Raw genomic sequence first — 24,248 nt, 5'->3', positions numbered from 1 at the left:
AATTTATATATATAAAAGGTACAAATTGCAGCTCAATTTGCACCTCTTTTTTTTGCGGATACATTAAGTTTATCTTACTCGAGTATTAACAATAAAAAACATAGATGATTCATGTATAATAAAAAGTAAAATATTCGTATGGAGCGGGAGAAATTTTATGCAGAAAACTTTTTCAAAGAAGTTTAAAACTTTTGAAGAGCAAATTAACTTATTAAAAGATAGAGGATTAAGCATTAAAGATGAAAAGAAAGCTGTAGATCTATTATCAAAGAAAAATTATTTCGATGTAATTAACGGTTTCGAAACACTGCTACTAAAAGATCCAAAAGCAGCAAACAAAGAATACAACAGTGAAACACACTTTGATCAATTTATGGAATTATATAATTTCGATAAGATGTTTTCAGCCATCGTATTTAAAGCAATCGATTCATTTGAAAACCGTTTGAAAACTTCAATAGCATATCGTTTTTGCGAATCTGTTTTCAATTCAAATCCTAATGCCAACCCAGCATGTTATATGGACATTCTAATGTATGAAAACCCATTTAGCATTCATAACCGTCTGAATACTCTGCAACCGGGCAGGATTACTCAGAAATTCGTTAATGATATTAATTATGAAATTAACAGATTTATTAACAGAGAAATTGTGAATATTGAAAGCAAAATAACAACTATAAATAGCTCAGCTGTTCAGTATATCACCTCCAAAGCTAGAAAAAGATTACTAAAAGCTATGAATAATGTCAATAATTCAATTTCAAAGACCAATAGTGTTATTACTGCAATAAACAATGATATTAGTTTAACACCATCAGTCAGGGGTTCTGGAGATCGTGTTACTAACATAACATACTTTACCAATCCCTTATCAGTATCCTTGTTAAAAGTTTCTTCCAGTGTGGTGAATCCAAACACAATAGAAAACACAATTCAGAGTTTTATTAAGGACTTACAGGAGTTGAATATAAGACTTGATAAAATATATAGTCAAGTGGCTATGAATAGCAATACAGCTATTCATACTGTACCTCATTTTGAATTAAAAAACTTTGTAGGACATAACTTATTTAAGACCAACCATGATAACAAAGATAATAATTACATAGATTCTTCAAAAGCGAAATACAACTATCTACAAAAGTTTGAAGTACCACCTTTTTGGGTTATTATTAAAACTTTAGAGTTAGGTAGTGTTCTTAAATTAATGTATGGTTTAAAAACGAGCATATTAGATATGGTGGTGCAAGATATGGGATTAAACCCAACAGAAAAGCACATTTTATTTAATTCAACTAAAATTATTACAGATTTGCGTAATCATTGTGCGCATTTCGGATTAGTTAACCGCTTCCGCACAAAACATCATATTAAGATCAATACAGATTTAATAAATAAACTCAACCTAAAAACTAAATCTGATGGGAATTCACATTATGAAATACGACTATATGATACCCTTCATGTTCTTGCACAATTTACGAGTCTCAATGAAATAAGTTCATTATTCAAAGAGTTTTTTATGTCTCCAGATTGCTTAATTGATTCAAAATTACTCATGAAGCTACTTGATAGGATGGGAAATGACAACTTTTTAAATTGGTGCAGTTTTTAATATTGACATCTGAATAGTTTCATGATAAATTGAAGATACTTAAATTACGTTAGCGTGACGGCGAGGGAGCCTATATTGGGTTCAACCTAAATAGTCCAAAGTCCCCTGTTTTACTCTCTGGAGTAACAGGGGATACTTTGTTTTATATTGTATTTGTTTGTACCTAATACATACTTACTCTTACCCAAAAAAAACTTTATAACTATTTTTAAAAATAATTTGATTGTTTCTTGAATATACTTGAAATACGTTAGCGTGACGGCGAGGGAACCTATATTGGGTTCAACCTAAACAGTCCAAAGTCCCCTGTTTCACTCTTAGGAGTAACAGGGGATACTTTGCTATTCATAAAAAATACTGAATTCAATAGTCATTATCAATACACAAAATCCCTTACGATATACTCAATAAGTATTGAAGAGTGGTAAATATTCAATTTGTAGTATTAAGCGATATCTTATCACTACTTTGTTCCCACTGGTTTAAAAAGTCAAAGTAAGGAGTTTTATCCGATAAAATTGCAACATTTTTTTTACTTCTTGTAATTGCTACATAGAACTGTGCTATTACTGAATCCGACATTTTGTGTCTACCTTTTATTATATGGTTTTCCATTTCTTTAGTAGGAAGTATTAAAACATTATCAAAGCTTAATCCTTTTGATTTGCCAAAAGTTATTGATTCAAAGTCGATATCTTCTTCTAGTTTAGACATAAATTTGTTAAGAGAACTTATATTATAATAAAGTACTGTTGGCTTATAACGTTCTATGAACAAAGTTACATTGTCCATACTAACCAAGTATGTACCTACATCTTCATTGTCAACTCTCTTTGCTGATTGCATGTTAAGGTCACTATATAATGTATTTGCTAAATCGCAAACTACCTGTGGACAGCGGTGGCAAACATCTAAGCTCTCAAGATCATCGTGCTTTAGTACCTCAGTAAAGAAATTAAATATATTTATCCCTCTGTATCTGCTGAGAAAAGGACCTGAATTTGTTGAATATGTTGCCTGTCGATGGTCTCCAACAACTACAAGATTAAGGTTAGATCGGTAAATAGCCTCAATTATTTTTAAGTCGTATCCTCCCATGTCTTGTATCTCATCTATAAGAATTGTGGTATAAATTTTTTGGAGTCTATCAATGATTACACCACCAGAAGCTTCTAATATTACATGACAAAATTGAGCCAGCCTTTCATAATAGAGCCTTCCTTGAAAATCGTAATAATATCGCCAATTAGCTGCTGTTATACCCTTTAAGCGCGGGATTTCTCCTAACGAACAAAAATTAACCCCTTCAATTTCGGGTCCTTCCATAACCTTTCTATATGGCCTAGCACATTCATTAAGCAAAAAATCCGTCCATGTCTTACATTTTATGTTCGTAGGTATTATTCCTACTGAATCCATAAGATCAGACTTCATAGAGTTTAAATTTGCATTCGTATATGTGAGGTATAATACCTTACCTTCTAGATAGGTTTTTACTGCTTCTCCTATTAATAATGTAGTCTTTCCTGTTCCTGCTGCAGCCTTAATAATTCTTTTATTGGATGGCATCATTTATATACTCCGGAAAATTTAATTGTGTTTCGCTGTTTAAAAATACTTTTAGCGCCCAATCAGTTTTGTTTTTCAGCATAAATTCTAACAACTCTTCTTCAGACTTATCTTGTTTTCCTAGTATAGTTTTTAATTTATCATAATTACCAGCATCACATTTTAACACCTGTGGTTCTAACGTATTTAGCTCATTATTTGTACTAAAACACAATTTAATTGTACCACCCGTATAGTCTCTATATTTGTTGTTAATATTCTTTTCATAATCATGATCGTTATCTGTAACTACTACAGTATTTATATTTAGTAACTTTGCTATATCCAAAAATCTTTTGAATGATAGCCCATTTACTGATATGACATCTATCCCGTCATCTAACGGAAGTTTATTATATCTTTGATGGTAGGCTTTTTGGATGATTAAGTCATCTGCAGGCCCCTCGACCAATATTACCCTCTTAGATAAAATAAATCTTAAAGTGTCATAGTTCGGTAGTTTTTGAAAATAGTCTCTTGTATCCTTTGGCAATTGATTTAGCTTCCCACTTCTATTTTCACCAAGAAGAATAACATTTTCCATTGCCATTTTATTTAATACATATGAACTATGAGTAGTAATAAGTAATTGTTGATCAGAACACTCTGATATTATTTTTTCTAATAAGATTCTCATGTTTGAAAATGACAGATGACTCTCAGGTTCCTCTATTAGTATTAAATTTCTTTTAGGCTTCCTGTTTCCAATAGATAGTGTAGTCTTTATAACATTTTGCTCCCCTTTACCGATATAATCGAAAGGGATATTGTCTAAGAAGGCAGCTATTGCAGATTCCCAAGTAGCCTTTTGAGTAACATCCAACGATATTGATAAATTCCTAGTGTCGTCTAACATAAGATTTTTCTTCTCGTTTAACACTTCATTTATAGAGGCTATATTAGGATCTTCACCAAACTTTTCCTTATAGCTTCGGTAGAGAACTGCTAAATTAGCTTTTTGTTTTTCATCTAATACATCTGAGATAATCTTCATAATATACTTTTGTGAACTAGTAGCTAGACTTGTAGTAGTGGAGTCAATAAGGTGTGATTTTATAGGAATCGATCTTGTAGTTATTGTTAATCCTGCGAAACTTTTCCATTCAACTGTATAGTACTCAGTAGGAATATGTATAAAATTTTCATTCTCAATATACTGCTGATATTCCCCTCGATAATGCTCATTAAATTTAATAGAGAATACAAATCCCGGCACATTCATATTTTCGCTATTCTCCATACCCAATAATTCATTGAGGTCAGAGTCTTCTGACTCTCCGAAGTATAACTCGATTATTGTTTCAGGTGGAGTTTTTTTATTATCATTTTTTACTTCCTCGATAAACTTGTTAACAATTTTTCTATTAAATATATAGGGAGATAACTCATAAAAGATTGGTTTCCCATTGATTGTCCCTGTCAACGCTAAGTGAATTGCTTCTAAAAATGTTGATTTACCAGCCCCATTATTCCCTATCATTATTGAATAGTTACTATCAAAATCTAAAGAAAAGTCCTCGAACTTCTTATAATTATAAATTTTAACCTTTTTCAATAACATTTACTTTCTTCCCCCAATCCATTTCAATAGATGTATTTGCAATTAAATGATTTATAAAACAGAAGGCACATTTCTTCTCCTGAAATGTGCCTAGATCATTGTGTTTAAGGGATCCTTATAAAAAGAAGTTATTTTAGATAATGTTAATTCACCCAAAGGAGGAGTTTATATCAAAAAAGTCTAACTATGTATAAATATTGAATAACTCATTATAAGGATTTTTAGTGGCATAAAGATTTTTATCTATAGCATTACATTGGCAATACTCATTTTCATAGCTTAACTGTTTTCGATAGTTATAATAAAGTAATTCTAAAGAAGGGAAATCCAATTGCTTTAACGCATTTTTAGGAAGCCTTTCCCCTGTTTTCTTATAATAATAATAGTTTATGGATTTATAGACCCATTTATCTAAATTCTTTAACTGATTTGTATCTGTAATCACTAAAAAAAATCTCATCCAATTTCTCGATTTTTCAAAATTTCCGCAGGTTTTACACTTGAAACTCTTATATTCATTACCGAAGTACTTATAACTCATCCTTAATTTTAAAAGCTCTAGTGACTTCTTCTTTTTAAAGTCTGTAGTTTTTAAAATTTCTTCTATTCTTATTTTAAATTTCTTTATATTACTATCTTTGACACCAATATACTTTTGTGAAATTTTGAATCCAACAAAATCTAAACTTCTACTATTAGTTAGTGTACATATTTTTGTTTTTTGGGGGTCTGGGTGTAGTACTAGCCCAATATTTTCAAGGAATTCCTTACATTCCTCTTGAATATTTGTAATACTGTCATTATTTTTTGCTAATATGATAAAATCATCAGCATACCTTGTATACCTTATATCATATTTAGCTTTTAAAACTGTCATTATCCAGAAATCAAATTGATGAAGATATATATTTGCTAGCATTCCGGAAATTATCCCACCTTGTGGAATACCTTCTTTACGCTTTTCTCTAATTACCTTATTTTTATTCTTACTTTTGTATCCGATATCAATATGAATAAAACGATAAAGAAGCTTGTGAGTTTCAGGCATATCTTTAAAAAAAGTCAGAACTTGTTTAAAAAGCTTATCATGAGGAATAGTATCAAAAAATCCTTTTAAATCAGCATCAAGAGCATAAATATACTGATCATTTAGATCATTGAATACTTTCTGTGCTGCCTTCTGAGCATTTACATTTTTACGATACGCAAAACTAACATATGGTAATTCAGTAAATTTCTCTTCAGTAAATGGACTTAGATAGTCATATAACATTTTTTGAATTATAACATCTCTAATAGTAGCAATTGACAATTTTCTTATTTTCCCTTGCTTTTCAGCATCCTTAATATTCAATAATGGATCTTTTGAAATCTTTACTTCTCTCAGCGGATAAAAGTAGTAATTTCCTCGTTGTATCCTTTTGAAGATTGTATCAACTTGATGAGCAAGAGTTTTTTGAAATAACTTGTAATCTATACCATCAAGACCTTCTGGGACTTTAACTTGGTGTTCATCAGTTAAAGTGTCAGTCTTTTGAGCAACATACAGTTCAAAAGTCTCTTTAATTTTATTTCTAGTTACAAATTTTTTAAAAGAATCATCTGTACTCATTACTGTAATTCCTCCATTATATTGCGGCGGTGGACAAGGAGGAATTGGTTTTCAACCGCCTCCCTAACAAAAATGATAGGTTAAAGTTTAACAGTCCTATATTGCATAAGACTGCTGGATAAACTGATAAGTCAATTAATAGTTGCATTAATAGATTCATTAGCGTTATCCTCCATTCAGTTTCAACGTCTATAATTATATTATAAATCATCGAAACGAATGCCCTATACCGATTATCGGGACGCATGTGTATCTAGATACACACGCTTTAGGCTAATACCTACATATAAAATGTTACCATAACAATAGGATTTAAAAAATGCATTTATCTACTTTTTATTGATAGTTGGTCATTAGTGATAAACCCTTACCTCAAAATTAAGATTAGAACTTTGGGCATTAGATAAGCAAAATTCGATGTTTTCCCTGCTCTTGTCTATGCCAAGAAGCTAAGAACACTTAAATTAATATCGTTATTAAAGTATCTTGAAAACCATCTCCTACCACAACCAATATCTAAAGCATTAACGCCATTAAGTAATGTGGGGAGTTCCTTCTTCAATGATTCTTCCAATTCGTCATAAAAAGGGTCTAGATTCTTCTCATCAGCTCCTTATTAATATTTAAATTTGCTTTATAAATACTTTTATGAACTGGGTTCTGAATCCCAAGTAGAATTTATTTTACCTAGTTAAAATTTACCATATAATCTATTTATATTATACAGCACATATCAAACTAACCACACACCGAGAACTAATGCTCTATAATTTGATTTATAATTTATACATAATATTCTAAATTAAGAGGTGAACTATGGAAAATAAGGAGAATAGCTACTCTTTTGAATCCTTAATAATCAAAATCATTCATGAAGAAATGCTCATGCTTAGAAACCATTTGTCCCAAATGAAAAAAACTACTTCAAAAAGGTTTATAACAATGAAAGAAGCTGTAAGTTCCACTGGAATCGGTTCCTCTGTATTGCGGCAATTAACATACTCAAGGGCAATGCCGCATTTAAAAATAAAAGGAAGAATAGTCTTCGATGAAAATGCGATTAAGGATACAGTTTCTGAATACAAAGAATTGGGCTGGTCGGATCCAGAAGACAAATGGGCTGTTGCGAAAGTACAATCTGAAATTCTAGCTTTTGAAAAGAACAAGGAGGATTCAAAAATGATTGAAGATATACTAAGGGAAATAATAAGAGAGGAACTTGATAAATTTTCTAAGGATTTATATGCGGAAGCAAAAAAAGAAAAAACACGTTACTATGGAAGAACAGTGTTAACAGTAAAAGAAGCTGCCGAGTATTTCAGATCAAGTCCTGCCACGATATACAATTTAATAAAAGAAGAGGGTATGCCCCATTTCAAAATTCAAAGCAGATCATTTATCGTTTTAGAAGAGGCAGAAGCTTTTTTATGGCGGGAGACAGCAAAGTCTTACGCCGATAAAGGGAATATTTATTGGCAACGTATACTTCAAAATCTTGATTGGGAAGAAAAGGAGCGAAATGCAGCCTATGCTAGAGCTTTAAAAAGACTTGAAGAGGACTGCTAAAGCTCTAAGGGCCATCTAGATACATTAAGTAATTTTGAAATAGAATCGCTGGTGACAATTTATACCCAGAAAAAAGAAGCCCATACATATGTGCTTCTCTTTTTGCTAAGGAGCATTATCAATGATTTAAGCGCTTATGAAGATTACATTTCAGCTTTTCGATTATTGATTTCTTCTTCTACCCATAGTAATAAAATCACTCTTCTCATAAATAATAAGAGGATCGTTTCACTATCTCAGCGAAACTCATTTCATTGACCTTTAATGGCTGATACTGTTTTTCAATAAGACCACCTTCATGAAGTTTTTTTGATACAATTTCAATCCTACTTTCATATTTCTCAACTTGTATCTTAGGATTTAAACCACGAAAATACTGTTCTAAGCCATATCGAGCATAAGAAATGGCTTTTACTATGGAAGCTGCCAAATCTGTAGTCATATCCATCACACCTTTTTATCTTATAAAATATTTTTAGGCTACATACTTTATCCTTATACATTATTATAGTTGGTTCCCGTTAAAAGAAAGATCAAAAATTGGGATAATGAACTTATTTACAGATCCAAAATTAGTATTAATTTATTATAGATTTGGGAACAACTCAGCGTCTTTTTCCCTCCGTATTTTTAATGCTTGAATCAATACTTCAAAAAGGCTATCATCAAAGTCTGTAATAGCATCCATGATTCGAAATGCCCTATGTCTATAAGTAACTAGCTCTTCTACGATATTAACTAATAACTTGTACGACGAAGGCAAGGAATAATATGCATCGCTGTAATCAGGGGAACCATCCTTTTCCCGTAATATGTTAAAATAGTACTCTAGATATTCTTCATCAGTTTCTTCATCATACATTTCTATATATTCCCCTTTCACAGCATAAACCCATTCATGAGGTTGTTCACCACCTGCGATCCCTTCAATTCTGCTATAAATTTCCGGTAGAGAAACAATATAAATCGCACAACGATAATCGCTCAATTGTTCTGCTGACCGAAAATCTTTTAACATTTTTTCGTAGTTTCCTTCATGACACTCATCAATAAAATATAAAGAGTATTTTTCACTAAACACCCTGATTTCCACCTTTCAAAATTAATTGTTTAATAGAAAAACCCCATCAAATAAATACGCACATTTTGAAATCGTACATTTATTTGATGGGGCTTTCCCTTTTTTTATTAATATAAAATCAGTTTAGATCAAATAAAACTGTATTTTAATACCATATAAAAAATTATTTACGTTAGTTTCTAATTTCCGAAGGTTCATAAGAGATGACTTGTAAACACATTCACGTTATCCCATTACTTTGAAAAACCGAACGATCATGCATCAACTTCGGCAGATCCAATCGAAACACTAAATGTTCCAATTATGTTCCGAATTTTAATCGTATTTAGAACATAATAAATAACCGTAAACCCACGTGTTATTAGGGTTTTATTACTTTTTATTAATTTTGTTCCAAACTTCCAATAGTTTATTTAATATTAAGCAAAAATTTAACTATTTGCCTTTTAAATAAAGCTAATATATACGGAAGCACTAAACAAAAATTTTGGGAGCAATAGAACAATGCCTTCGGAAACCTTGATATTGCTGAAATTCTTTTGTTCCAATTGTTCTTGAATTTTTGGAACAAGACTAAGCTACACGGATTAATTATAAAAATAAACCATTGTATCCGGTAGATCGGGATGTATTATCCCCTCCTTAATTAACTCTGGGTTATTAGGGTGAGTAAGCTGTATAATCCATGCAGTAGGCTGACTTTGTCCAATACGAAGTTTTCGAGTCCCCCAAAAAAATGATTGATTTTGAAGGTCTTTAATTGCTTTATGGCTCGTTGTATAAAACGGAGTTTTTTCATTACTCTTGTATGCTTCTATGACGTTAGAAGGAGCTAAATACAAATAAACATGGCCATCCTTCTGCTTGATACACTTATAATCAATGTCTTTACTTAAAACACCTTTATTCGCAAGTAATCCAATTTTCATTAAGAATTGCATTGACGGATGATCACTTTCCGTCATTCTTTTTGTTTCCTTCATTTCTTCATATATAAAAAGATATATAGTTTTCAACTCATCTTCCGAAATTAGCTCCATTTCAAAATAATTATTCAAATGTTTAATGGCAGCTAAAGCACCAGCTAAGAATATAGCATAGTTGCAGCGTATACGGACATCGATATTTGTCCACCCCTGTTTAATAAAATAAGCTGTAATTTCATCATATAAGTCTAAAAAATATGATTGCCATACATGAGAAGTTCGCATAAGAAATTGACCTATCCAAAAAGGCATTTGACTGTCCTTAACTTTCTTATATACATCTTCATTCTTAGTAATTTTGGAAGAATCAATAAGAATGGAACGTTGTATGATTGATGCAACACTAGTCAACACCTCTCCACCTAAAAATAACGTACCTCTTATCGGATAATAAACCAATCTTTCTTCATCTTTATGTCCTCTTTTTAATATAGAACGCATGTAAATAACCTTTATAGTATCGGACAAATATTTAAAGAAATCTCTCCCACGCGACCTATCATTTTTATCTTCTGCTTCATCGATAATAAACGGAAGACTTGCTTTTCCACTAATACCTTTTCTTAATCCATCTAAAGATGGAGGATTTGTTAGTGATACCTTCATCCCCGAAAATTTAGAGATAATATTAATAAATGCGCTTTTTCCATGTCCAGCTTTCCCGTGAGTATATAAAAATGGGAAAAAGTCCGTTTTTTCAGTAATAGCGTCAACATGAAATGAACTTGCTATATATCCAAAACCTAGATATGAATAATCCTTATACAGCATTTTCAAATCTCTAAAGTATTCAACAATTTCCTTCTTAGATGGTTCAGTTGAAATATGCGGTTGGATAAAATATTCATCATCCTTATCTACCTCTAGCTTGAAATAACTGTTGTCAATTTCAAAAACCCCATCATTATTAGGAAAGTAAACATTTCCTTGAGAGTATGCATGGGTAGGGAAAATCCAAATTTTCTCTTTTGAATTCCAGCCTATATATGGTATCATAGTGATTTCTTTTGAGGCCCCAACCATAATAAAATCGATTAAATCGTCTAAATGATGCTGCTTACCTTTCCAATTAAATTTGCCTTGATTTATACAAAATTTCTTAAAGGAATGATTAATCGCTAAGGTTTCACCATCTAGCTCAACTACTTTTGAATGATTGTTAGAGATAAACTTTAATATAAACTTAGTTATGCCCTTCTTACTTTTGGTAAAATAAAGCGGTTCGATAATGAAGTTTGATAACGGATCTTCCCTAGAATCACCATTATTCCCTTTACCCTCCAAGTAGTAATAGTTTTCTTTATTATTTATTAGTATATTCGAATCAGTATTAAGGGCCATCAGCAGCTCGCAATACAACCCAATACTATTTTCTATACTTGTCTTTTTTCTTTCTATAGAGTTTGATTTCTCCATTAATATTCCTCCTCGTATATTAGTAGTAAGAGCTCTTTCCGATAGAATTTCCAGTTGATCCGGACAGCTGGAGGATCTGTTGGATTTCCTATAGGAAGTGGTCGCCAATTGGCTCCCTCACTCCTGTTTTATGTTTTACCTGTTTGCCCCTGGTTTGACCGAGGGAGCCAAAAGGAAATCACTATTTTCATTATTTATCATCTTTTCTTAAAGTATTGCTCACAGGTGCTTGCCTGTTTATTTGTCATACACTTTTTTAACCCAATTTTATAGCACAAGGGCGAAGGATGGAGGAGGCTCCATTTCAGTACTTCGTCCTTTTTTATGACAACTTTTATTTCACTCAGACTGTGCCCATGAGACAATGGAACGGACAAGGTATTCGCAGGAAATAGCTTTTCCTCCTTGCGGACACGCATGTGTACTGCTTCATAAGCCTGCTACCCATCGTTCATTATGGAAGGTCTAACCACTGGCTGCGACGCAATGATTGAAGAGAGTGTAGCGCTCAATTATGGTCTTCTCCATGCGATTGCTCATCACGAGGCAGACATCGATGATTCGACTGGGCACCCAGGTCTGCGTGTATCTTGATTAATTCCCCCTTTAGGAGGTGATTGGCATGTCACAAATGCTAGTCGGTATTGACGTGAGTTTGCGCTCCCATCATGTCCATTTCATGCATGGAGAGGGTCACACACTCGCTGATTTTTCTGTTCGAAATGATGTAGAAGGTGCGGACACCTTGATTCAAAAAATTATACGAACAGCGGAAAAAAATCAAACAGATCAATTAAAAATTGGGATGGAAGCCACGGATCAATATAGTTGGCACCTTGCCCATTACTTAAAAGCACAATGTAAGAAAGTAGTACCACATCTTCAAACAGCGATTTATATGCTCAACGCACGTAAAGTTTCCCGTTTTAAGAAGGGCTATGATATGTTACCGAAAAACGACAAAATAGACGCCTGGGTTATTGCGGATCATCTACGCTTTGGACGATTGCCACATGAAATGCAAGAAACCTTAATTTACGATGCACTTCGTCGATTAACACGCACGCGCTTCCATTTAGTCCATGAAATTGCCCGTAATAAAACATACATGTTAAATCAACTGTACTTAAAATTTAGTGGCTTACGCCAAGATAATCCGTTCTCCGATACATTCGGTGCGACAAGTGTCGCGGTGATAGAAGAACTAGATCCAGGTATCATTGCCGATATGCCTTTAGAGGAGCTCGTAGAGTTCCTACAAGAGAAAGGCAAAAATCGTTTTGTGGCGCCAGAGGAGATGGCGAAATATCTCAAGCAGCTCGCTCGCAATTCCTATCGTTTAGATAAAGTGATGGCGGATCCCGTCAATCTTTCTTTATCAGTCATTCTGAGCACGATTCAGCACATGGAAACCCAAGTAAAGCGTTTAGATAAAGAAATCGAACGCATGATGAAAGGTATTCCGCAAACATTAACATCAGTAAAAGGCATCGGTCCCGTGTACGCAGCGGGCTTAATCGCAGAGATTGGCGATATCCATCGTTTTGATGATCACCACGCTTTAGCGAAATACGCAGGTTTCGTATGGACACAGCATCAATCAGGTGAATATGAGTCTGAAAACACCAGTCGGATGCGAACCGGCAATAAGTATTTACGCTATTATCTTGTACAAGCTTCAGACGCCATACGAAAACATGACACCGAATATAAAGCCTTTTATCAAAAGAAATATCAAGAAGTAACCAAGCATCAACACAAACGCGCTCTCGTCTTAACCGCTAGAAAACTTGTACGGCTCGTGCATTCGCTACTACGCACGAAACAGCTGTACACGCCCAAAGAAGAAAGGAGAGAATAACGAACACTTTCTCGCTTTTCTTTAGTTAATTTGTAACTTCCATTTTTTAACTTTTTAAGTTGGAAAACGTGAGGTTTATTTGAGTGCGCCTTAAAGTGGCGATGAATAAGCTTTCGCACTTAGGAATTTCCAATTTTGATGTTTTTTATGGTTGACATTTCACCACTGGGCTTAATTAAAACAACCCCCAACAATCCTGAAAACGAAGATATGGCATCTTCTTTTCCAAGCTCATTGGGGGTTTCCCTTGTTTATTAGTTATTAAATTCTGTACTTGTTTTTCCATCGTTTTATCGATTTAGCATTACGCAAGGTCTAAACAGAAAATGTCTATAAATTTATTAATTAACAATCTCCTATCCGGATTCACTTCCTTATTGCGAAATCTTAAATATTATATTATTAAGATTTTTATATTTTAATAGCATTAGCAAAAATTCTTTTTTTGAAACACTTCTTTGATAATCCATATTATTGATCAGCTACATGGATTATTATATTTCTGGCGAACAGATGTTTAGAAAATGTTTTAGAAGGATGATGATATTTTCCACAAGCATTAGGATGATTACAGTCAAGAATGCACCATCTGTGCCTTGTTGTTTACCAGCAGTTGCCACAAAATTTACCACTTGCTGTCAAAGTATTTGCCAATAGAAAAACGTCAACGAATTAGAAGTAAAAAGCATAAATCCTCAATATTTACACCGAGAATTTATGCTTTTGGTATTCCACGATCACACGGATTGTGGGATATCATTTTCTAATAAATATTATCGTTGAACTGTACATTAATATTCTGAGCTATCTAAGTTATTTCCACATTTGTTGCATCTAATTGATATAATGTTTTCTTCAGCATTTAAAATATCTTCGTCATTAAAAACTTCTATATCCCCAGATCTTTTAGAAAAACGATATTCTAATTCTCTAATACACCCGCATTTTAAACACTTAATGCTAAACGCAGGTTCATCCTTCTTTGCATCTAAAAGCCCTATTGCGATTTCCTTTAAAATTGGTATAACAAATCGTTTCATCACTTCACCCCTACGCCGCTTTTCACTTCATATTATCAGTAATCTTCATACTAAAATCATAGCAGATAATAGCAAATTGCTGTCCTTTTTCCTACAAATTATGACAAACTTTATTGGCAGTATAAGTCTACTACGTAATACAAGAGTTAATCTGGACCGTTTGAAGAAGACTGAACTTATTGAAGGTCAATCAAACATTTTCATTCTCAAACTTTGTTTTACATTTTTATCAAAAGACGGATTGCAAGAGGTAAACAGTTTGTCATTCTATCGTGCATTCTTTGTCATTCGGTGGTAAAAACTATGTCAAGGGTAGTACATTTCACTGGCCGTAATCAATAGAAAGCAAAGATTCATTGTGTTATGTATAAATAAAGGTGTAATATACAAATCCGTATCGAACTTGTACATTACACCTAATTTAAATTATTATTCATCTGAATGGATTCCTTTGCCTTTATTAGCAGTTTCCCCCTCTATCGGTATATTATAAAACCGTAATCCTTGCCCCAGTAACACGTTTATTAGTACATTAATTTTCATCGAATTCTTTTTACTAACACCCTTGATTGTATCGTATATTTCTTCAGTTAGCGTGAAGGTTTTCTTCGCAAGCAACTCTTGGTTATTCATATTAATATAATCTTTAAACAACTTGTACTCGGAATCCTTCGTTTCAGCATTATCAACCTTAGCTACTGTTTGTTTATGGCTATCAACAATGCTCTATCTACTCCTAAAACTTTAACAGTTTTGGTAAAGTCCCTATCTAATGATTTTTCTACATCTGATCCATAATAGTTCCATTTTTTGTCCACATCTTCAAACTCAATTGCAGCATTCTTTAATTTATTTTTAAACACCGTCAAATTCATTCCTAATTCTTTTGCCAAATCCTCTTCACTTTTACCGTTATTTAATGCAAATAATATATCTTTTATAAACATTATTTAATCCTCCTAAAATCTTTTTAATATTATAAACGGCAATAAATCATATTTTAATAGGATACTTGCAGGTTTCTAGGAAAAATCTTTTCAAGTTCAATTTTGACAGTATTAAGTTCCGAATAGGAATTAATTTTGATTCTTATCCAAATCCCTTTAAACTTTGAATGGAGTATTTTTTATTTGATTACTTACCACATACATCTATTAAGTACCTTTTCCCCTCAGTTTCATAAGGACAAATGGGTACACTAAGGCATACCCAATTATACATATGAACGACTTCATATACCTGAAGTCCATGAACCCCTGATATTACTGCATTTTCCCACGTAGAAAATCACCCTTTCTTGCCGACTAATAGCTTCTGTAAACCCCTAAGTTTAACCTATTAAAATGCCCTTTAAGCTTATAACTTTGACCTCAAAGATGGTCAGCAGAAACAAAAAAAAACGCCTGCATTCAACGGGTGCAAAGCGTTTCCCTATTTATTATCATTCTGATTGAAACTTCTCGATAATTTCCACTACTTCTTTTGGCGGCATGTTTAGTTTTGAGGATATTTCAATAACTGATTGTCCAGCTACGAATAACTTTATAACATCTACTATATTACTTTGATAGTTTATAAGAAACATCTCTAGACCAGATGAATGTGATGTTCTCGTTGAAGATGGAGAAGGGGTTGGATTAAATAAATCATCTCCCGCAAAATACAGATAATCCTTATCTTGACTTAAAAATCTTACATATAAAGATTGACCAATTTTCAAAGTATATTTGTCTTCAACCAGATTACAGAAGGGAATAAACCCTAGCTGACTTTTGCTAGTTTTCACTTCTACCCCATGTTCCAAGACTTTATTTATCCGAACTTTCGTAGTTTGATATAGTTCAAATTCAGAATCTCCCAAAGTAGACAAATATATCAATCCCTTCAAAACTTATTCTATAATTTGAATAGTATGCGATGTAATATTTGCTTTATTATAAATTCGTTTTACTTTAGCATTCCCGTCTTTTTCACTTTCTTCTAGTGCTTTTAATTGTGCTTGATCTGCTTTACCACAGTTTTCTAAATCTACACCAATTGAAAGTACCTGATAACCTTTTGCTTCAATAAATGCTTGCAATTCCTTAAATAATTCATTTGTTAAATTTTCATGAGCATCATTTTTCATTGCTGCTTCTTCACTTTTTTCTCCTACTGCTGTCACGATATCGAAAACCAATCTCCCTTGATATAAATACAAATGCTACTACCTCCTGATGGCTATCTTTTTTGTGTTAAAATTGTATCCATAAAAAATGACAATGCATCATTAAATGCGATGCGATAAGTAAGTTTGTTTTGATGATGCGTTTGATTAAATATCGCTGTTTGAAAATCTTCGAATAAAGATTCTCTTTCCTCTGTTCCTAACTCGCCAATTTTAGCTGATAATTTTTGTTCGAATTCATGAAAAATTGTCTCAGTCAAAACTGTGTACTCTTCACTTTTATAAATATCCGCTAATCGTGCTTCAATTAAATTACTATACGCATTATAAAAACCGTCAACCATTTTTCCACCCCATTATTCATTTAGATTATATATCCTTATAAAGGATAACATGAAAGAGATTGATTGTAAAATCAGAAAAATGTAGTATGAAAGTGAGAATGAAAATTGCAGACGGAGAGATAAATATATGAATTTACTACAAGTCGGAAGGCTGATTAGAACATTTAGAAAGGAGCATTCATATACAATGGTTGACTTCGCGAAAATCGTGAATATATCCCAACCATCCCTTTCAAGGATTGAGGGTGGTAACCAAGAAGTAACCTTTACTCAGTTGGAGAGAATATGCGATGAGTTCGGTATTTCTATGAGTGAATTTTTTCAAAATATAGAAGAGAGAAATGCCATATTAGCCATTGAGGAAGGCGAGAAAACAGGAATAGATATTGAGGAAGAATTAAACGAGGAATTAAATAAAATAATCTCTACTCTTTCCACGGAACAAAAGAAGGGATTGTATACATTATTGCTGCCGTATATGAAAGAATAACAGTTAGAAGGTGAAGTCCGATGAAAATTTTAATGTGTACCAACTGCATGGACGTTTTTAATCTGAAATTGGAAGAAAAAACATGTACTTGTGGGAAAACTTGCGGAAAATATTTAGACGAACTACATGCGGTGTTTAAAGGTCCTGCTATTCCAATGGGTTTTACAAATTCATCATTAATAAAAGCAGTAAACAACCAGCCCCTCGAAGGACAAGGTGAGGAATTTACTGCTTTTGTTATTCCTAAGAAATGTGATACTTTTGTAAAAATAGATGAAGATTCCTAATCAGTATTCCTATAAATTTGACAGTACAGTAGGTCATTCAAGTATTGAATACAGAAAATCATGGCCAGATGAAAAAATATATTATTTGCCATCCTTACTCTATAATATTTTTCCAATCATCTACTGAACTTGCATTATCGATTTTTTTTGTATGATTCTAATATTATTACTGATTCTTCTTCTAATATCGCTATTTTTCCCTCCTAAATAATCGTCTACATGTATAGACTGGCCGGTACTCTCCTTGATGGGACTTAACACCGTTGTTCTTGAATGCTCGCAAAACTTTTGTAAGGCTTCTTTAACTGTCTTTGGATATACTTGTCTATTCTTAAAAGCTTCAATCGCAAGTGATTCAATGTGATAACCTGAAAGCTGGGCTTTCTTTGGAAATTGATCGTTAATCATCTTAAACAGCTTTATCATCGGAATTATCTTGCCACCATTGGATTGATTAACACTAGTTAATTTCTCAGCAAATTTTTTGGGTTTGATAACATTGCTCCATTCATTTAAACCCGGTTTTGCAATTTTATATCCAGTGGCAGTTTTTATACTTGGTAATAATTGAACCTCATATCCACTGCTAAATTTAACGGTGACAGCCAAATCTCCTTTTTTTACTTCAGTCTTTGGTAATCTGGTCTTTATTTGTTTTGCAAAATAGTCTAAGACCTCTTGTGGTTTGGCATTAGCTAATTGAGTATTGTTAATTCGTACTAACATATCAATGTCACTTAATCCCTGTGCATAGGTGTGTTTACTTAATGAACCACCGAATAAAAGATCAACAGCTCCGTCAATTTCTTTTTCAATTGCAGCCTTTAACGTGTTAAGATGTTTTTGTACCTGTTCAGTATCACGATTATTTAGTTCTTTTAACAAGGATTGTAGAAAGTCATTTATTTCTCTATCATTTTCTTTTTGCCTTTGTTTTGCCTTTTCTTCTAACAGTTCTTTTAATGTTTTACTGGGTACATTCCATCCACCGCTTCCTCCCAATTTAAAACCCCTCTTCTTTAATTATTTCCATAAGGTTGAATATTTCCGTTTCGGTCTGCTGGTCTAATTCAAACACTGATAAATCCTTCTCTTTAATATAAAGTTTCATTTTATGCTTTAAAGCATTTAGTATCTTAATATTTTCTAGGTACGTTATAATCCTGACTTCATCGTTAGTATACATCCACTTTCCACTGGAAATAGCATAGCTATTAATATAAATAGGCCGGTTACTTTGGAATCCATATCTTAACCAAGATAATCCATCAAAAATATCGGCACCGCATAAAAAGTAAGTTATGATATTTAACGGATCTAAACAGCCAAAAATATGAATAGGTTTATTCAACCCAATTTGATTTAGTCGTTTTCTTATCTTATAAATGTTTCTACATCTTTCAAAAACAGATAATCCTAGCTCTTTTTCGGTAAATCCTATGACAGAAAAATTAGAGCAGAGTTGTAAATCCTCCAAAAGTTTTTCCATATCGAATTTTCCAAATATTGTATCAGGCTTTATTAAAAAATCACTAGCAAACGATGGATACTTCGTAAAAATTGATTTTGCTCTATTCACTTGTTCGGAAAAAGGGATCTTAGGATAATCATAGTTTATTAATACAATATTTGAAAGTTCTTCCAAAGTGTCGATTTGATTAAGATATAATTCCTCTTTCCAATCATTAGGATTATGACCAAACCCATATATTTCGGATAAATCAGGTTCAATTGATGCCTCATATCCACCACTATCTATAAACAACATATCAGTTTCATAGATAAGCTCTTTATCAACTAGTTTGTAATATAAATCGTAGGCACTAAATAAGGTTACTTCTGATAGGTAATCTTTTAATGAATAGAAAGTCTTATCAAACTGCTTTATACCTTTGCTCGAAAAGGAAGGTATTAATACTGGAGTACTGGTCTCAATTATACTAATTACTCTTTCTTCACATAAGGTCACTTTTTCCAAGAAATTCTCTCCTATCTAAGCAAGATAAACACTTACCACAGTTTTTTTCATAACCATTTTCACAGCTGTATGTAAGATTTATTGGCACATTTTCTTGTAAACAATATTCAATAATTTGACCCTTTGTAAATTCAACAAATGGTACATCAATTAAAACTGTTCCTTCAAAATAGCCATCTACGATTCTTTGAAAATCTTCAACAAACGTCTTTGAGCAATCATAATAAGGTGTACCTGAATGAATCCCTATAGATATTTTAGAATAATTATTTGGTAAAAAATTAAATGCAGATGTAATAAATAGTGCATTTCTCCCTATAAATTCTCCACTAGTATTTTTTAAAGTGAATCCTAATTGAGCTTCTTCTAGTTTAATTCCATAATAACTACATACTTTCCTAACGGCTTGTAGCTCTTTCGTACGACTAATCTGTCCATAATCGAAAAACAGTGCAGAAACCTTATATTTTTTTGACGCGTAATATTCTATTAAAGCGGTAGAATCAATGCCACCACTTGCTAACACTAGAACGGAGTCATTTTCCCTCGTCATTCTTATCAATATCTCCCTTCTTAAACAGAGAATTTACCTCTTTTCTAAATCTCTTTACTTTATAAAGCCATAAGATAGTATCCGGATTTTTTTCCAATTCCTTACTCAACTCGATTTTTCTGTAGAGTTGTCTTTTGGCTTTAAAAAAGAACTTATCTGGAATAATAGGTGTAGATTCACATATTAATGTGTAGTAAAGAGTTAGTTGTGCCAAATCTTCATCATTAATATTTTCTCGTTTCTCTACTGAATCCGCATATCTGATAAAAGATGTTAATTGTTTTCCTGAGCTTTCATATTCCGATGACTTATTTGACAATTTAAGAAATTCCTCAATTACGGTTAGGATAAATACCGAAGATGCAATTAGTCCAATAGAAAGTTTGTATGTTGAATCTGTTAGGTCCTTTATTAGAGGTAAAAACACATCAAAATTTGCAAAAGTTAAAATGGCTATTATAGTTGATCCAACTAAGATAAAAAAATGTAGCGAATTACTATAAAATTTATACCTTTTGGTTAACATAAAATAAGCATTTCTTGAATTCTCCGCTTTTTTCCTTAGTTTTTTTACTTGTTTCACATAAATATTTTCCTCCATTGACTTATCACCTACAACCTTAACAGGATAAAAATAAGCAGAAGATCCTATTGCTGAGGAACACTTCTGCTTATTCATGATGTTGTTACTTCTAAATCATAGTGTCGTAACAATTGATTAGTACTTGCTTTTAAGCCCCGGTAAACACTTCAGCATTTCTATTAATCTCATCGATAACTGCAATAATACGTTTTGCATCGTCCATATTATCCTTAAACAATTCAACAATACTTCCCACAGTCTTAAACGGCTCTTGCTGCAGCACCTTCTTATCAAGAGTTCCATTTTTCACGACATAATCAACAATCAATTTTACAAATCGAATTTGATTAAGATTTAATCGTTCTTCTGATAGAAACTCAGAAAAAGCTGCATTTGCTGCTTGAGGATCTAATCCAACAATTTGACGGACGAGTTTAGTGATCGGAGTATCACCAAAGTCTTTCTCATAATCTTCTTTTGTTCCAAGTTCGTTCCATAAGATGTTTTCAAGCATTTCTACATCCTTTGCCGTCAATGCCTTATTATTGTTTAATTTATAAATTGCCATTTGGTCCTTATGCTGATTTAAGTAATGATGAACCTTTTTCTTATAACTTTTTAAATCGTTCACATTGTACATTGGACCGTTCTCGTTAACTTCAAGTACTTCATCTTGGAAATTCGTAAAATATATTTTTTGTGTTTCTTTTTCGATGAATTTAATTAAATCCCTTAACGCTGCACGAACAGAATCTAATTCAAAGATATCCGCACTATCCCAGAACTCCTCGGTTAAAACCTTATCAATAATTGGTTTTGCTTCTAACACTTGCGGAATTGTACCTAGCTTTGATAGTGCTTCTGCTGTTTTAATGACACTTCGAATGGGTTTCGTTGCATTTCTTGTTTGTAATTTAGCCAATTCAATTGTATACATTACTAAATCAAAACGCTTGGCAAATTCATCATCATTCATTGGGACAATAATTGGTGAAATATGATCCTTTATCTCATTTGTATCAAGGACAGATAAAGTATTCCAATTCGTACGATTCTTGAATTTTTCTACGTATTGAAGATGCTGTCTTACCCTGAAATTCTCATTATCGAGCGATAAAACTTCTTTAGTCACAACATTAACTAATTCATTTCGATGGGCAACATATTCTTCTGTCTGATAATCAAGACCTTGCAATTCACGAATAATATCCACTTTAGCATTAAAGAGTTTTTCTGTAAGACTTTTCCCAACTTGACCGTCCATTCCTTTCGGATTTTCCCGGAAGAAATCAAAGTTTCCGCAATAATCAAAAATAAGGAAATGTGTTTTATCCTCTCCGATTCCTAATAAATCAGGACAAAGACGCGTTCCCCGACCAATCATTTGCCAGAACTTTGACTTTGAACGAACCTTTTTAAAGAAAACAAGATTTACTACTTCAGGAATGTCAACACCTGTATCAAGCATATCCACTGAAACTGCAATTTGTGGTAGCTTTTTTACTTCAGAAAAATCGTCTATAAGGGTTTGATAATAATTCACGCTATAATCTATAACTCGTGCAAAATCACCTTTATACTCCGGAAATAGAATATCAAAACGTTCAGTGATTCTTTCTGCATGATTATGATTTTTAGCAAAAATAATGGTCTTACCTAATTTGTCTCCACCTTCAACACGAATTCCCTTTTCCATTAGGTTTTTCAGAACAGTATCAATTGTGTTGTCGTTAAATAACCACTCGTTTAAGGCAGAACTATCAATATCTTCTCTGAAATCTTCTTCATCAAAAGTTTCCTCATACTTTTCTTTTTCTTCATCTGATAAATCATCATAATGAATACCATCTTCTAGAAACCTCATCTTCGTTTCGATTGTTCGATAGTCAACTAAGTATCCATCATTTACTGCTTGTTCCAATTCATAAGCATAAGTTGGGACACCATTTTCAAGATCAAATACTTCATACGTATTTTTATCAATTTCATCTTTTGGTGTAGCTGTTAATCCTAACAAAATGCCATCAAAGTAATCAAAGATGCTACGATACTTTTTATAAATACTACGATGTGATTCATCAATAATGATTAAATCAAAATGGCCAACCGTAAATAGTTTCTTGCCATCTTTTCTTCTTACATCGTCTATCGCATTCATCATGGTTGGATAAGTAGAAAACACCATTCTACTTTCTTCCGGGTTATCCTTATTGTCTAGTAGATTGCATATTGTTAAACTTGGCATTAGCGTATTAAAGTTCTTGTATGCTTGACTCAATAACGTTTTACGGTCAGCTAAGAATAGGACATTTTTCACCCAATTGTGTCTAGCCAACACATCAACAATCGATATAGCGGTCCTAGTTTTACCACTGCCAGTAGCCATTACTAATAATGATTTTCTTTGATTACGTGTTAAAGCATCGCAAACTGCTAGAATAGCTTCTTTTTGATAATAACGGTTACTTATCGAATCATTGATCTGAATATCTTTTAAAGGTCGCTTCATTTCACGGCGATCCATTAGTAGGCTTAATTCTTCTTTATTATAGAAACCTGATACTTTTCTTGGTGGATATGGATCATGCCAAATATATGTTTCAAAGCCATTTGTATAAAAGATAACTGGACGTGTACCCGTCATCGTTTCAATGCAATCCGCATATAACTTGGCTTGTTGACGACCAATTTTTGGATCCTTTGAAGTTCTTTTTGCTTCAACCACAGCAAGTGGCTTGCCGTTGTCACCAAATAAGACATAATCGACATAACCTGTTCCTGCATTGTTAGGCATTCCTTGAACTTCATATTCACGAATGATATCTTTATTAAACTCCCACCCGGCAATTTTCAGGTCGAGATCAATGTATTTAAGTCGAGTTTCAAATTCTTTTAACTCATCTACTTGGAAGTTGTAATCTTTCGTATTGTGTTCCCGTTTTTCCGTCACACTCTTACGGAGATGTTCATTTTCCTTCATCACTTCTTCGAGTTTTTTATCCTTTGAACTTAATTGCTCATATAAATCTTTTAGTTCTTCAGGACGTACTCGTTTTTCTTCACCAAATTGAAGGAAAGATTCATCAAATTCTCCTGCAGTAAATTCATCCGAGTAGCAGTAATCGATCCACGAAATAAATTGATGTAGGTGATGAAGCGATAAAACCGCTTCATCACGAGAAATCGGAGCATTTGTATGAACAGCTACATTTCCCAACTTCACAATATATTTCATTAATGGCAATAAATCTTCATCGATAATTGCTAGAAAGTTCGAATCATGTATTAAGCTAGATAAATTATCTTGGTAGGGAATCATTGCTGCACTATCAAAGCTGTATACCCATTTAACTGCTAATTCCAGCGCTCGACGAGACTGAATAGCACTTACTGCTGGACTTACAATTAGAGCCTTTTCCGCTTCTACACAAGCATTAGTAAAACTTTTGTACTGCTTTTTGTCTTTTAAGAAGCTAAAGTTTGACACGTTTACCCCT

The 24,248-nt window shown here is 32.8% G+C and carries 21 protein-coding genes; 5 read left to right on the top strand and 16 right to left on the bottom strand.

The window, feature by feature from the left end; translation table 11 throughout:
* Window positions 1-157: 157 nt before the first annotated feature.
* Window positions 158-1,618 carry an Abi family protein gene (locus ADM90_RS13335; RefSeq protein WP_053995462.1) on the top strand — a complete coding sequence of 487 codons (1,461 nt, stop codon included), beginning with the start codon at window positions 158-160 and terminating at the stop codon, window positions 1,616-1,618.
* Between the two features lie 432 nt (window positions 1,619-2,050).
* Here ADM90_RS13335 and ADM90_RS13330 read toward each other — a convergent pair whose 3' ends face one another.
* The 3 genes from ADM90_RS13330 to ADM90_RS13320 all read right to left on the bottom strand — a co-directional run bounded on the left by ADM90_RS13330 (window position 2,051) and on the right by ADM90_RS13320 (window position 6,399).
* Entirely contained in the window at window positions 2,051-3,190 is a 1,140-nt protein-coding gene (locus tag ADM90_RS13330; protein WP_053995461.1) for a UvrD-helicase domain-containing protein, read from the bottom strand.
* Window positions 3,174-4,787 carry an ATP-dependent nuclease gene (locus tag ADM90_RS13325; RefSeq protein ID WP_053995460.1) on the bottom strand — a complete coding sequence of 538 codons (1,614 nt, stop codon included), beginning with the start codon at window positions 4,785-4,787 and terminating at the stop codon, window positions 3,174-3,176. The genes ADM90_RS13330 and ADM90_RS13325 overlap by 17 nt, the downstream gene beginning before the upstream one ends.
* 184 nt (window positions 4,788-4,971) lie before the next feature.
* On the bottom strand, window positions 4,972-6,399 hold the full coding sequence (locus tag ADM90_RS13320; protein WP_053995459.1) for a reverse transcriptase domain-containing protein: 1,428 nt from the start codon (window positions 6,397-6,399) through the stop codon (window positions 4,972-4,974).
* Window positions 6,400-7,215: 816 nt separating this feature from the next.
* On the opposite strand from ADM90_RS13320, the gene ADM90_RS13315 reads away from it, so the two are divergent.
* Window positions 7,216-7,965 (top strand): helix-turn-helix domain-containing protein, encoded by a 750-nt coding sequence (locus ADM90_RS13315; RefSeq protein WP_053995458.1) that lies wholly within the window; start codon window positions 7,216-7,218, stop codon window positions 7,963-7,965.
* 205 nt (window positions 7,966-8,170) lie between these two features.
* Here ADM90_RS13315 and ADM90_RS13310 read toward each other — a convergent pair whose 3' ends face one another.
* The 3 genes from ADM90_RS13310 to ADM90_RS13300 form a co-directional block, all read right to left on the bottom strand.
* Window positions 8,171-8,407, bottom strand: a complete 237-nt coding sequence (locus ADM90_RS13310) for a hypothetical protein (protein WP_053995457.1) — start codon at window positions 8,405-8,407, stop codon at window positions 8,171-8,173.
* Window positions 8,408-8,551: 144 nt separating this feature from the next.
* Entirely contained in the window at window positions 8,552-9,046 is a 495-nt protein-coding gene (locus ADM90_RS13305; protein ID WP_053995456.1) for a DUF2538 family protein, read from the bottom strand.
* Between the two features lie 587 nt (window positions 9,047-9,633).
* Window positions 9,634-11,448 carry a hypothetical protein gene (locus ADM90_RS13300; protein WP_053995455.1) on the bottom strand — a complete coding sequence of 605 codons (1,815 nt, stop codon included), beginning with the start codon at window positions 11,446-11,448 and terminating at the stop codon, window positions 9,634-9,636.
* A gap of 622 nt (window positions 11,449-12,070) precedes the next feature.
* Here ADM90_RS13300 and ADM90_RS13295 point away from each other — a divergent pair.
* Window positions 12,071-13,309: an IS110 family RNA-guided transposase gene (locus tag ADM90_RS13295; RefSeq protein WP_053995080.1), complete on the top strand. Its 1,239-nt coding sequence runs from the start codon at window positions 12,071-12,073 to the stop codon at window positions 13,307-13,309.
* 791 nt (window positions 13,310-14,100) lie between these two features.
* Here ADM90_RS13295 and ADM90_RS13290 read toward each other — a convergent pair.
* From ADM90_RS13290 to ADM90_RS13265, 5 genes are all read right to left on the bottom strand, one after another.
* Window positions 14,101-14,349, bottom strand: coding sequence for a hypothetical protein (locus ADM90_RS13290; RefSeq protein WP_053995454.1), 249 nt, complete (start codon window positions 14,347-14,349; stop codon window positions 14,101-14,103).
* A gap of 695 nt (window positions 14,350-15,044) precedes the next feature.
* Entirely contained in the window at window positions 15,045-15,296 is a 252-nt protein-coding gene (locus ADM90_RS13280; protein ID WP_053995452.1) for a hypothetical protein, read from the bottom strand.
* A 494-nt stretch (window positions 15,297-15,790) separates the two neighbouring features.
* Window positions 15,791-16,219, bottom strand: coding sequence for a hypothetical protein (locus tag ADM90_RS13275; RefSeq protein ID WP_053995451.1), 429 nt, complete (start codon window positions 16,217-16,219; stop codon window positions 15,791-15,793).
* A 21-nt stretch (window positions 16,220-16,240) separates the two neighbouring features.
* Entirely contained in the window at window positions 16,241-16,549 is a 309-nt protein-coding gene (locus ADM90_RS13270) for a hypothetical protein (RefSeq protein ID WP_053995450.1), read from the bottom strand.
* A gap of 20 nt (window positions 16,550-16,569) precedes the next feature.
* Window positions 16,570-16,860 (bottom strand): hypothetical protein, encoded by a 291-nt coding sequence (locus tag ADM90_RS13265; protein WP_053995449.1) that lies wholly within the window; start codon window positions 16,858-16,860, stop codon window positions 16,570-16,572.
* Window positions 16,861-16,987: 127 nt separating this feature from the next.
* On the opposite strand from ADM90_RS13265, the gene ADM90_RS13260 reads away from it, so the two are divergent.
* Both ADM90_RS13260 and ADM90_RS13255 read left to right on the top strand, forming a co-directional pair.
* A complete protein-coding gene (locus tag ADM90_RS13260; RefSeq protein WP_053995448.1) occupies window positions 16,988-17,350 on the top strand; it encodes a helix-turn-helix domain-containing protein in 363 nt (120 codons plus the stop codon).
* 20 nt (window positions 17,351-17,370) lie between these two features.
* A complete protein-coding gene (locus ADM90_RS13255; RefSeq protein ID WP_053995447.1) occupies window positions 17,371-17,637 on the top strand; it encodes a hypothetical protein in 267 nt (88 codons plus the stop codon).
* 120 nt (window positions 17,638-17,757) lie between these two features.
* Here ADM90_RS13255 and ADM90_RS13250 read toward each other — a convergent pair whose 3' ends face one another.
* From ADM90_RS13250 to ADM90_RS13230, 5 genes are read right to left on the bottom strand one after another with little or no spacing between them, the layout of a single operon-like run.
* The gene (locus ADM90_RS13250) at window positions 17,758-18,639 is read right to left on the bottom strand and encodes a CBASS oligonucleotide cyclase (protein ID WP_053995446.1); all 882 of its coding nucleotides are present in this window, start codon (window positions 18,637-18,639) and stop codon (window positions 17,758-17,760) included.
* Between the two features lies 1 nt (window position 18,640).
* On the bottom strand, window positions 18,641-19,615 hold the full coding sequence (locus ADM90_RS13245) for a hypothetical protein (protein ID WP_053995445.1): 975 nt from the start codon (window positions 19,613-19,615) through the stop codon (window positions 18,641-18,643).
* Entirely contained in the window at window positions 19,593-20,168 is a 576-nt protein-coding gene (locus ADM90_RS13240) for a 7-cyano-7-deazaguanine synthase (RefSeq protein WP_053995444.1), read from the bottom strand. Before ADM90_RS13240 ends, ADM90_RS13245 begins: the two co-directional genes overlap by 23 nt.
* Window positions 20,152-20,847 carry a hypothetical protein gene (locus ADM90_RS13235; protein ID WP_053995443.1) on the bottom strand — a complete coding sequence of 232 codons (696 nt, stop codon included), beginning with the start codon at window positions 20,845-20,847 and terminating at the stop codon, window positions 20,152-20,154. The genes ADM90_RS13240 and ADM90_RS13235 overlap by 17 nt, the downstream gene beginning before the upstream one ends.
* Before the next feature lie 52 nt (window positions 20,848-20,899).
* Complete coding sequence (locus ADM90_RS13230) at window positions 20,900-24,238, bottom strand: DEAD/DEAH box helicase family protein (RefSeq protein WP_053995442.1); 3,339 nt, start codon at window positions 24,236-24,238, stop codon at window positions 20,900-20,902.
* Between the last annotated feature and the right edge of the window lie 10 nt (window positions 24,239-24,248).

Source organism: Lysinibacillus macroides, from assembly GCF_001281525.1.
GTDB classification, from domain to species: Bacteria; Bacillota; Bacilli; order Bacillales_A; family Planococcaceae; genus Lysinibacillus; species Lysinibacillus macroides.
Note: the sequence above shows the minus strand (reverse complement) of the source record. Positions and strands in the feature narration are given on the sequence as shown.

Excerpts from the sequence above, each read along its gene's own strand:
- ADM90_RS13310 (WP_053995457.1), bottom strand. The coding sequence starts at position 8,407 with ATGACTACAGATTTGGCAGCTTCCATAGTAAAAGCCATTTCTTATGCT.
- ADM90_RS13335 (WP_053995462.1), top strand. The coding sequence starts at position 158 with ATGCAGAAAACTTTTTCAAAGAAGTTTAAAACTTTTGAAGAGCAAATT.
- ADM90_RS13295 (WP_053995080.1), top strand. The coding sequence starts at position 12,071 with ATGTCACAAATGCTAGTCGGTATTGACGTGAGTTTGCGCTCCCATCAT.
- ADM90_RS13260 (WP_053995448.1), top strand. The coding sequence starts at position 16,988 with ATGAATTTACTACAAGTCGGAAGGCTGATTAGAACATTTAGAAAGGAG.
- ADM90_RS13235 (WP_053995443.1), bottom strand. The coding sequence starts at position 20,847 with ATGAATAAGCAGAAGTGTTCCTCAGCAATAGGATCTTCTGCTTATTTT.
- ADM90_RS13280 (WP_053995452.1), bottom strand. The coding sequence starts at position 15,296 with ATGTTTATAAAAGATATATTATTTGCATTAAATAACGGTAAAAGTGAA.
- ADM90_RS13325 (WP_053995460.1), bottom strand. The coding sequence starts at position 4,787 with ATGTTATTGAAAAAGGTTAAAATTTATAATTATAAGAAGTTCGAGGAC.
- ADM90_RS13255 (WP_053995447.1), top strand. The coding sequence starts at position 17,371 with ATGAAAATTTTAATGTGTACCAACTGCATGGACGTTTTTAATCTGAAA.
- ADM90_RS13240 (WP_053995444.1), bottom strand. The coding sequence starts at position 20,168 with ATGACGAGGGAAAATGACTCCGTTCTAGTGTTAGCAAGTGGTGGCATT.
- ADM90_RS13320 (WP_053995459.1), bottom strand. The coding sequence starts at position 6,399 with ATGAGTACAGATGATTCTTTTAAAAAATTTGTAACTAGAAATAAAATT.
- ADM90_RS13290 (WP_053995454.1), bottom strand. The coding sequence starts at position 14,349 with ATGAAACGATTTGTTATACCAATTTTAAAGGAAATCGCAATAGGGCTT.
- ADM90_RS13265 (WP_053995449.1), bottom strand. The coding sequence starts at position 16,860 with ATGGTTGACGGTTTTTATAATGCGTATAGTAATTTAATTGAAGCACGA.
- ADM90_RS13300 (WP_053995455.1), bottom strand. The coding sequence starts at position 11,448 with ATGGAGAAATCAAACTCTATAGAAAGAAAAAAGACAAGTATAGAAAAT.
- ADM90_RS13330 (WP_053995461.1), bottom strand. The coding sequence starts at position 3,190 with ATGATGCCATCCAATAAAAGAATTATTAAGGCTGCAGCAGGAACAGGA.
- ADM90_RS13315 (WP_053995458.1), top strand. The coding sequence starts at position 7,216 with ATGGAAAATAAGGAGAATAGCTACTCTTTTGAATCCTTAATAATCAAA.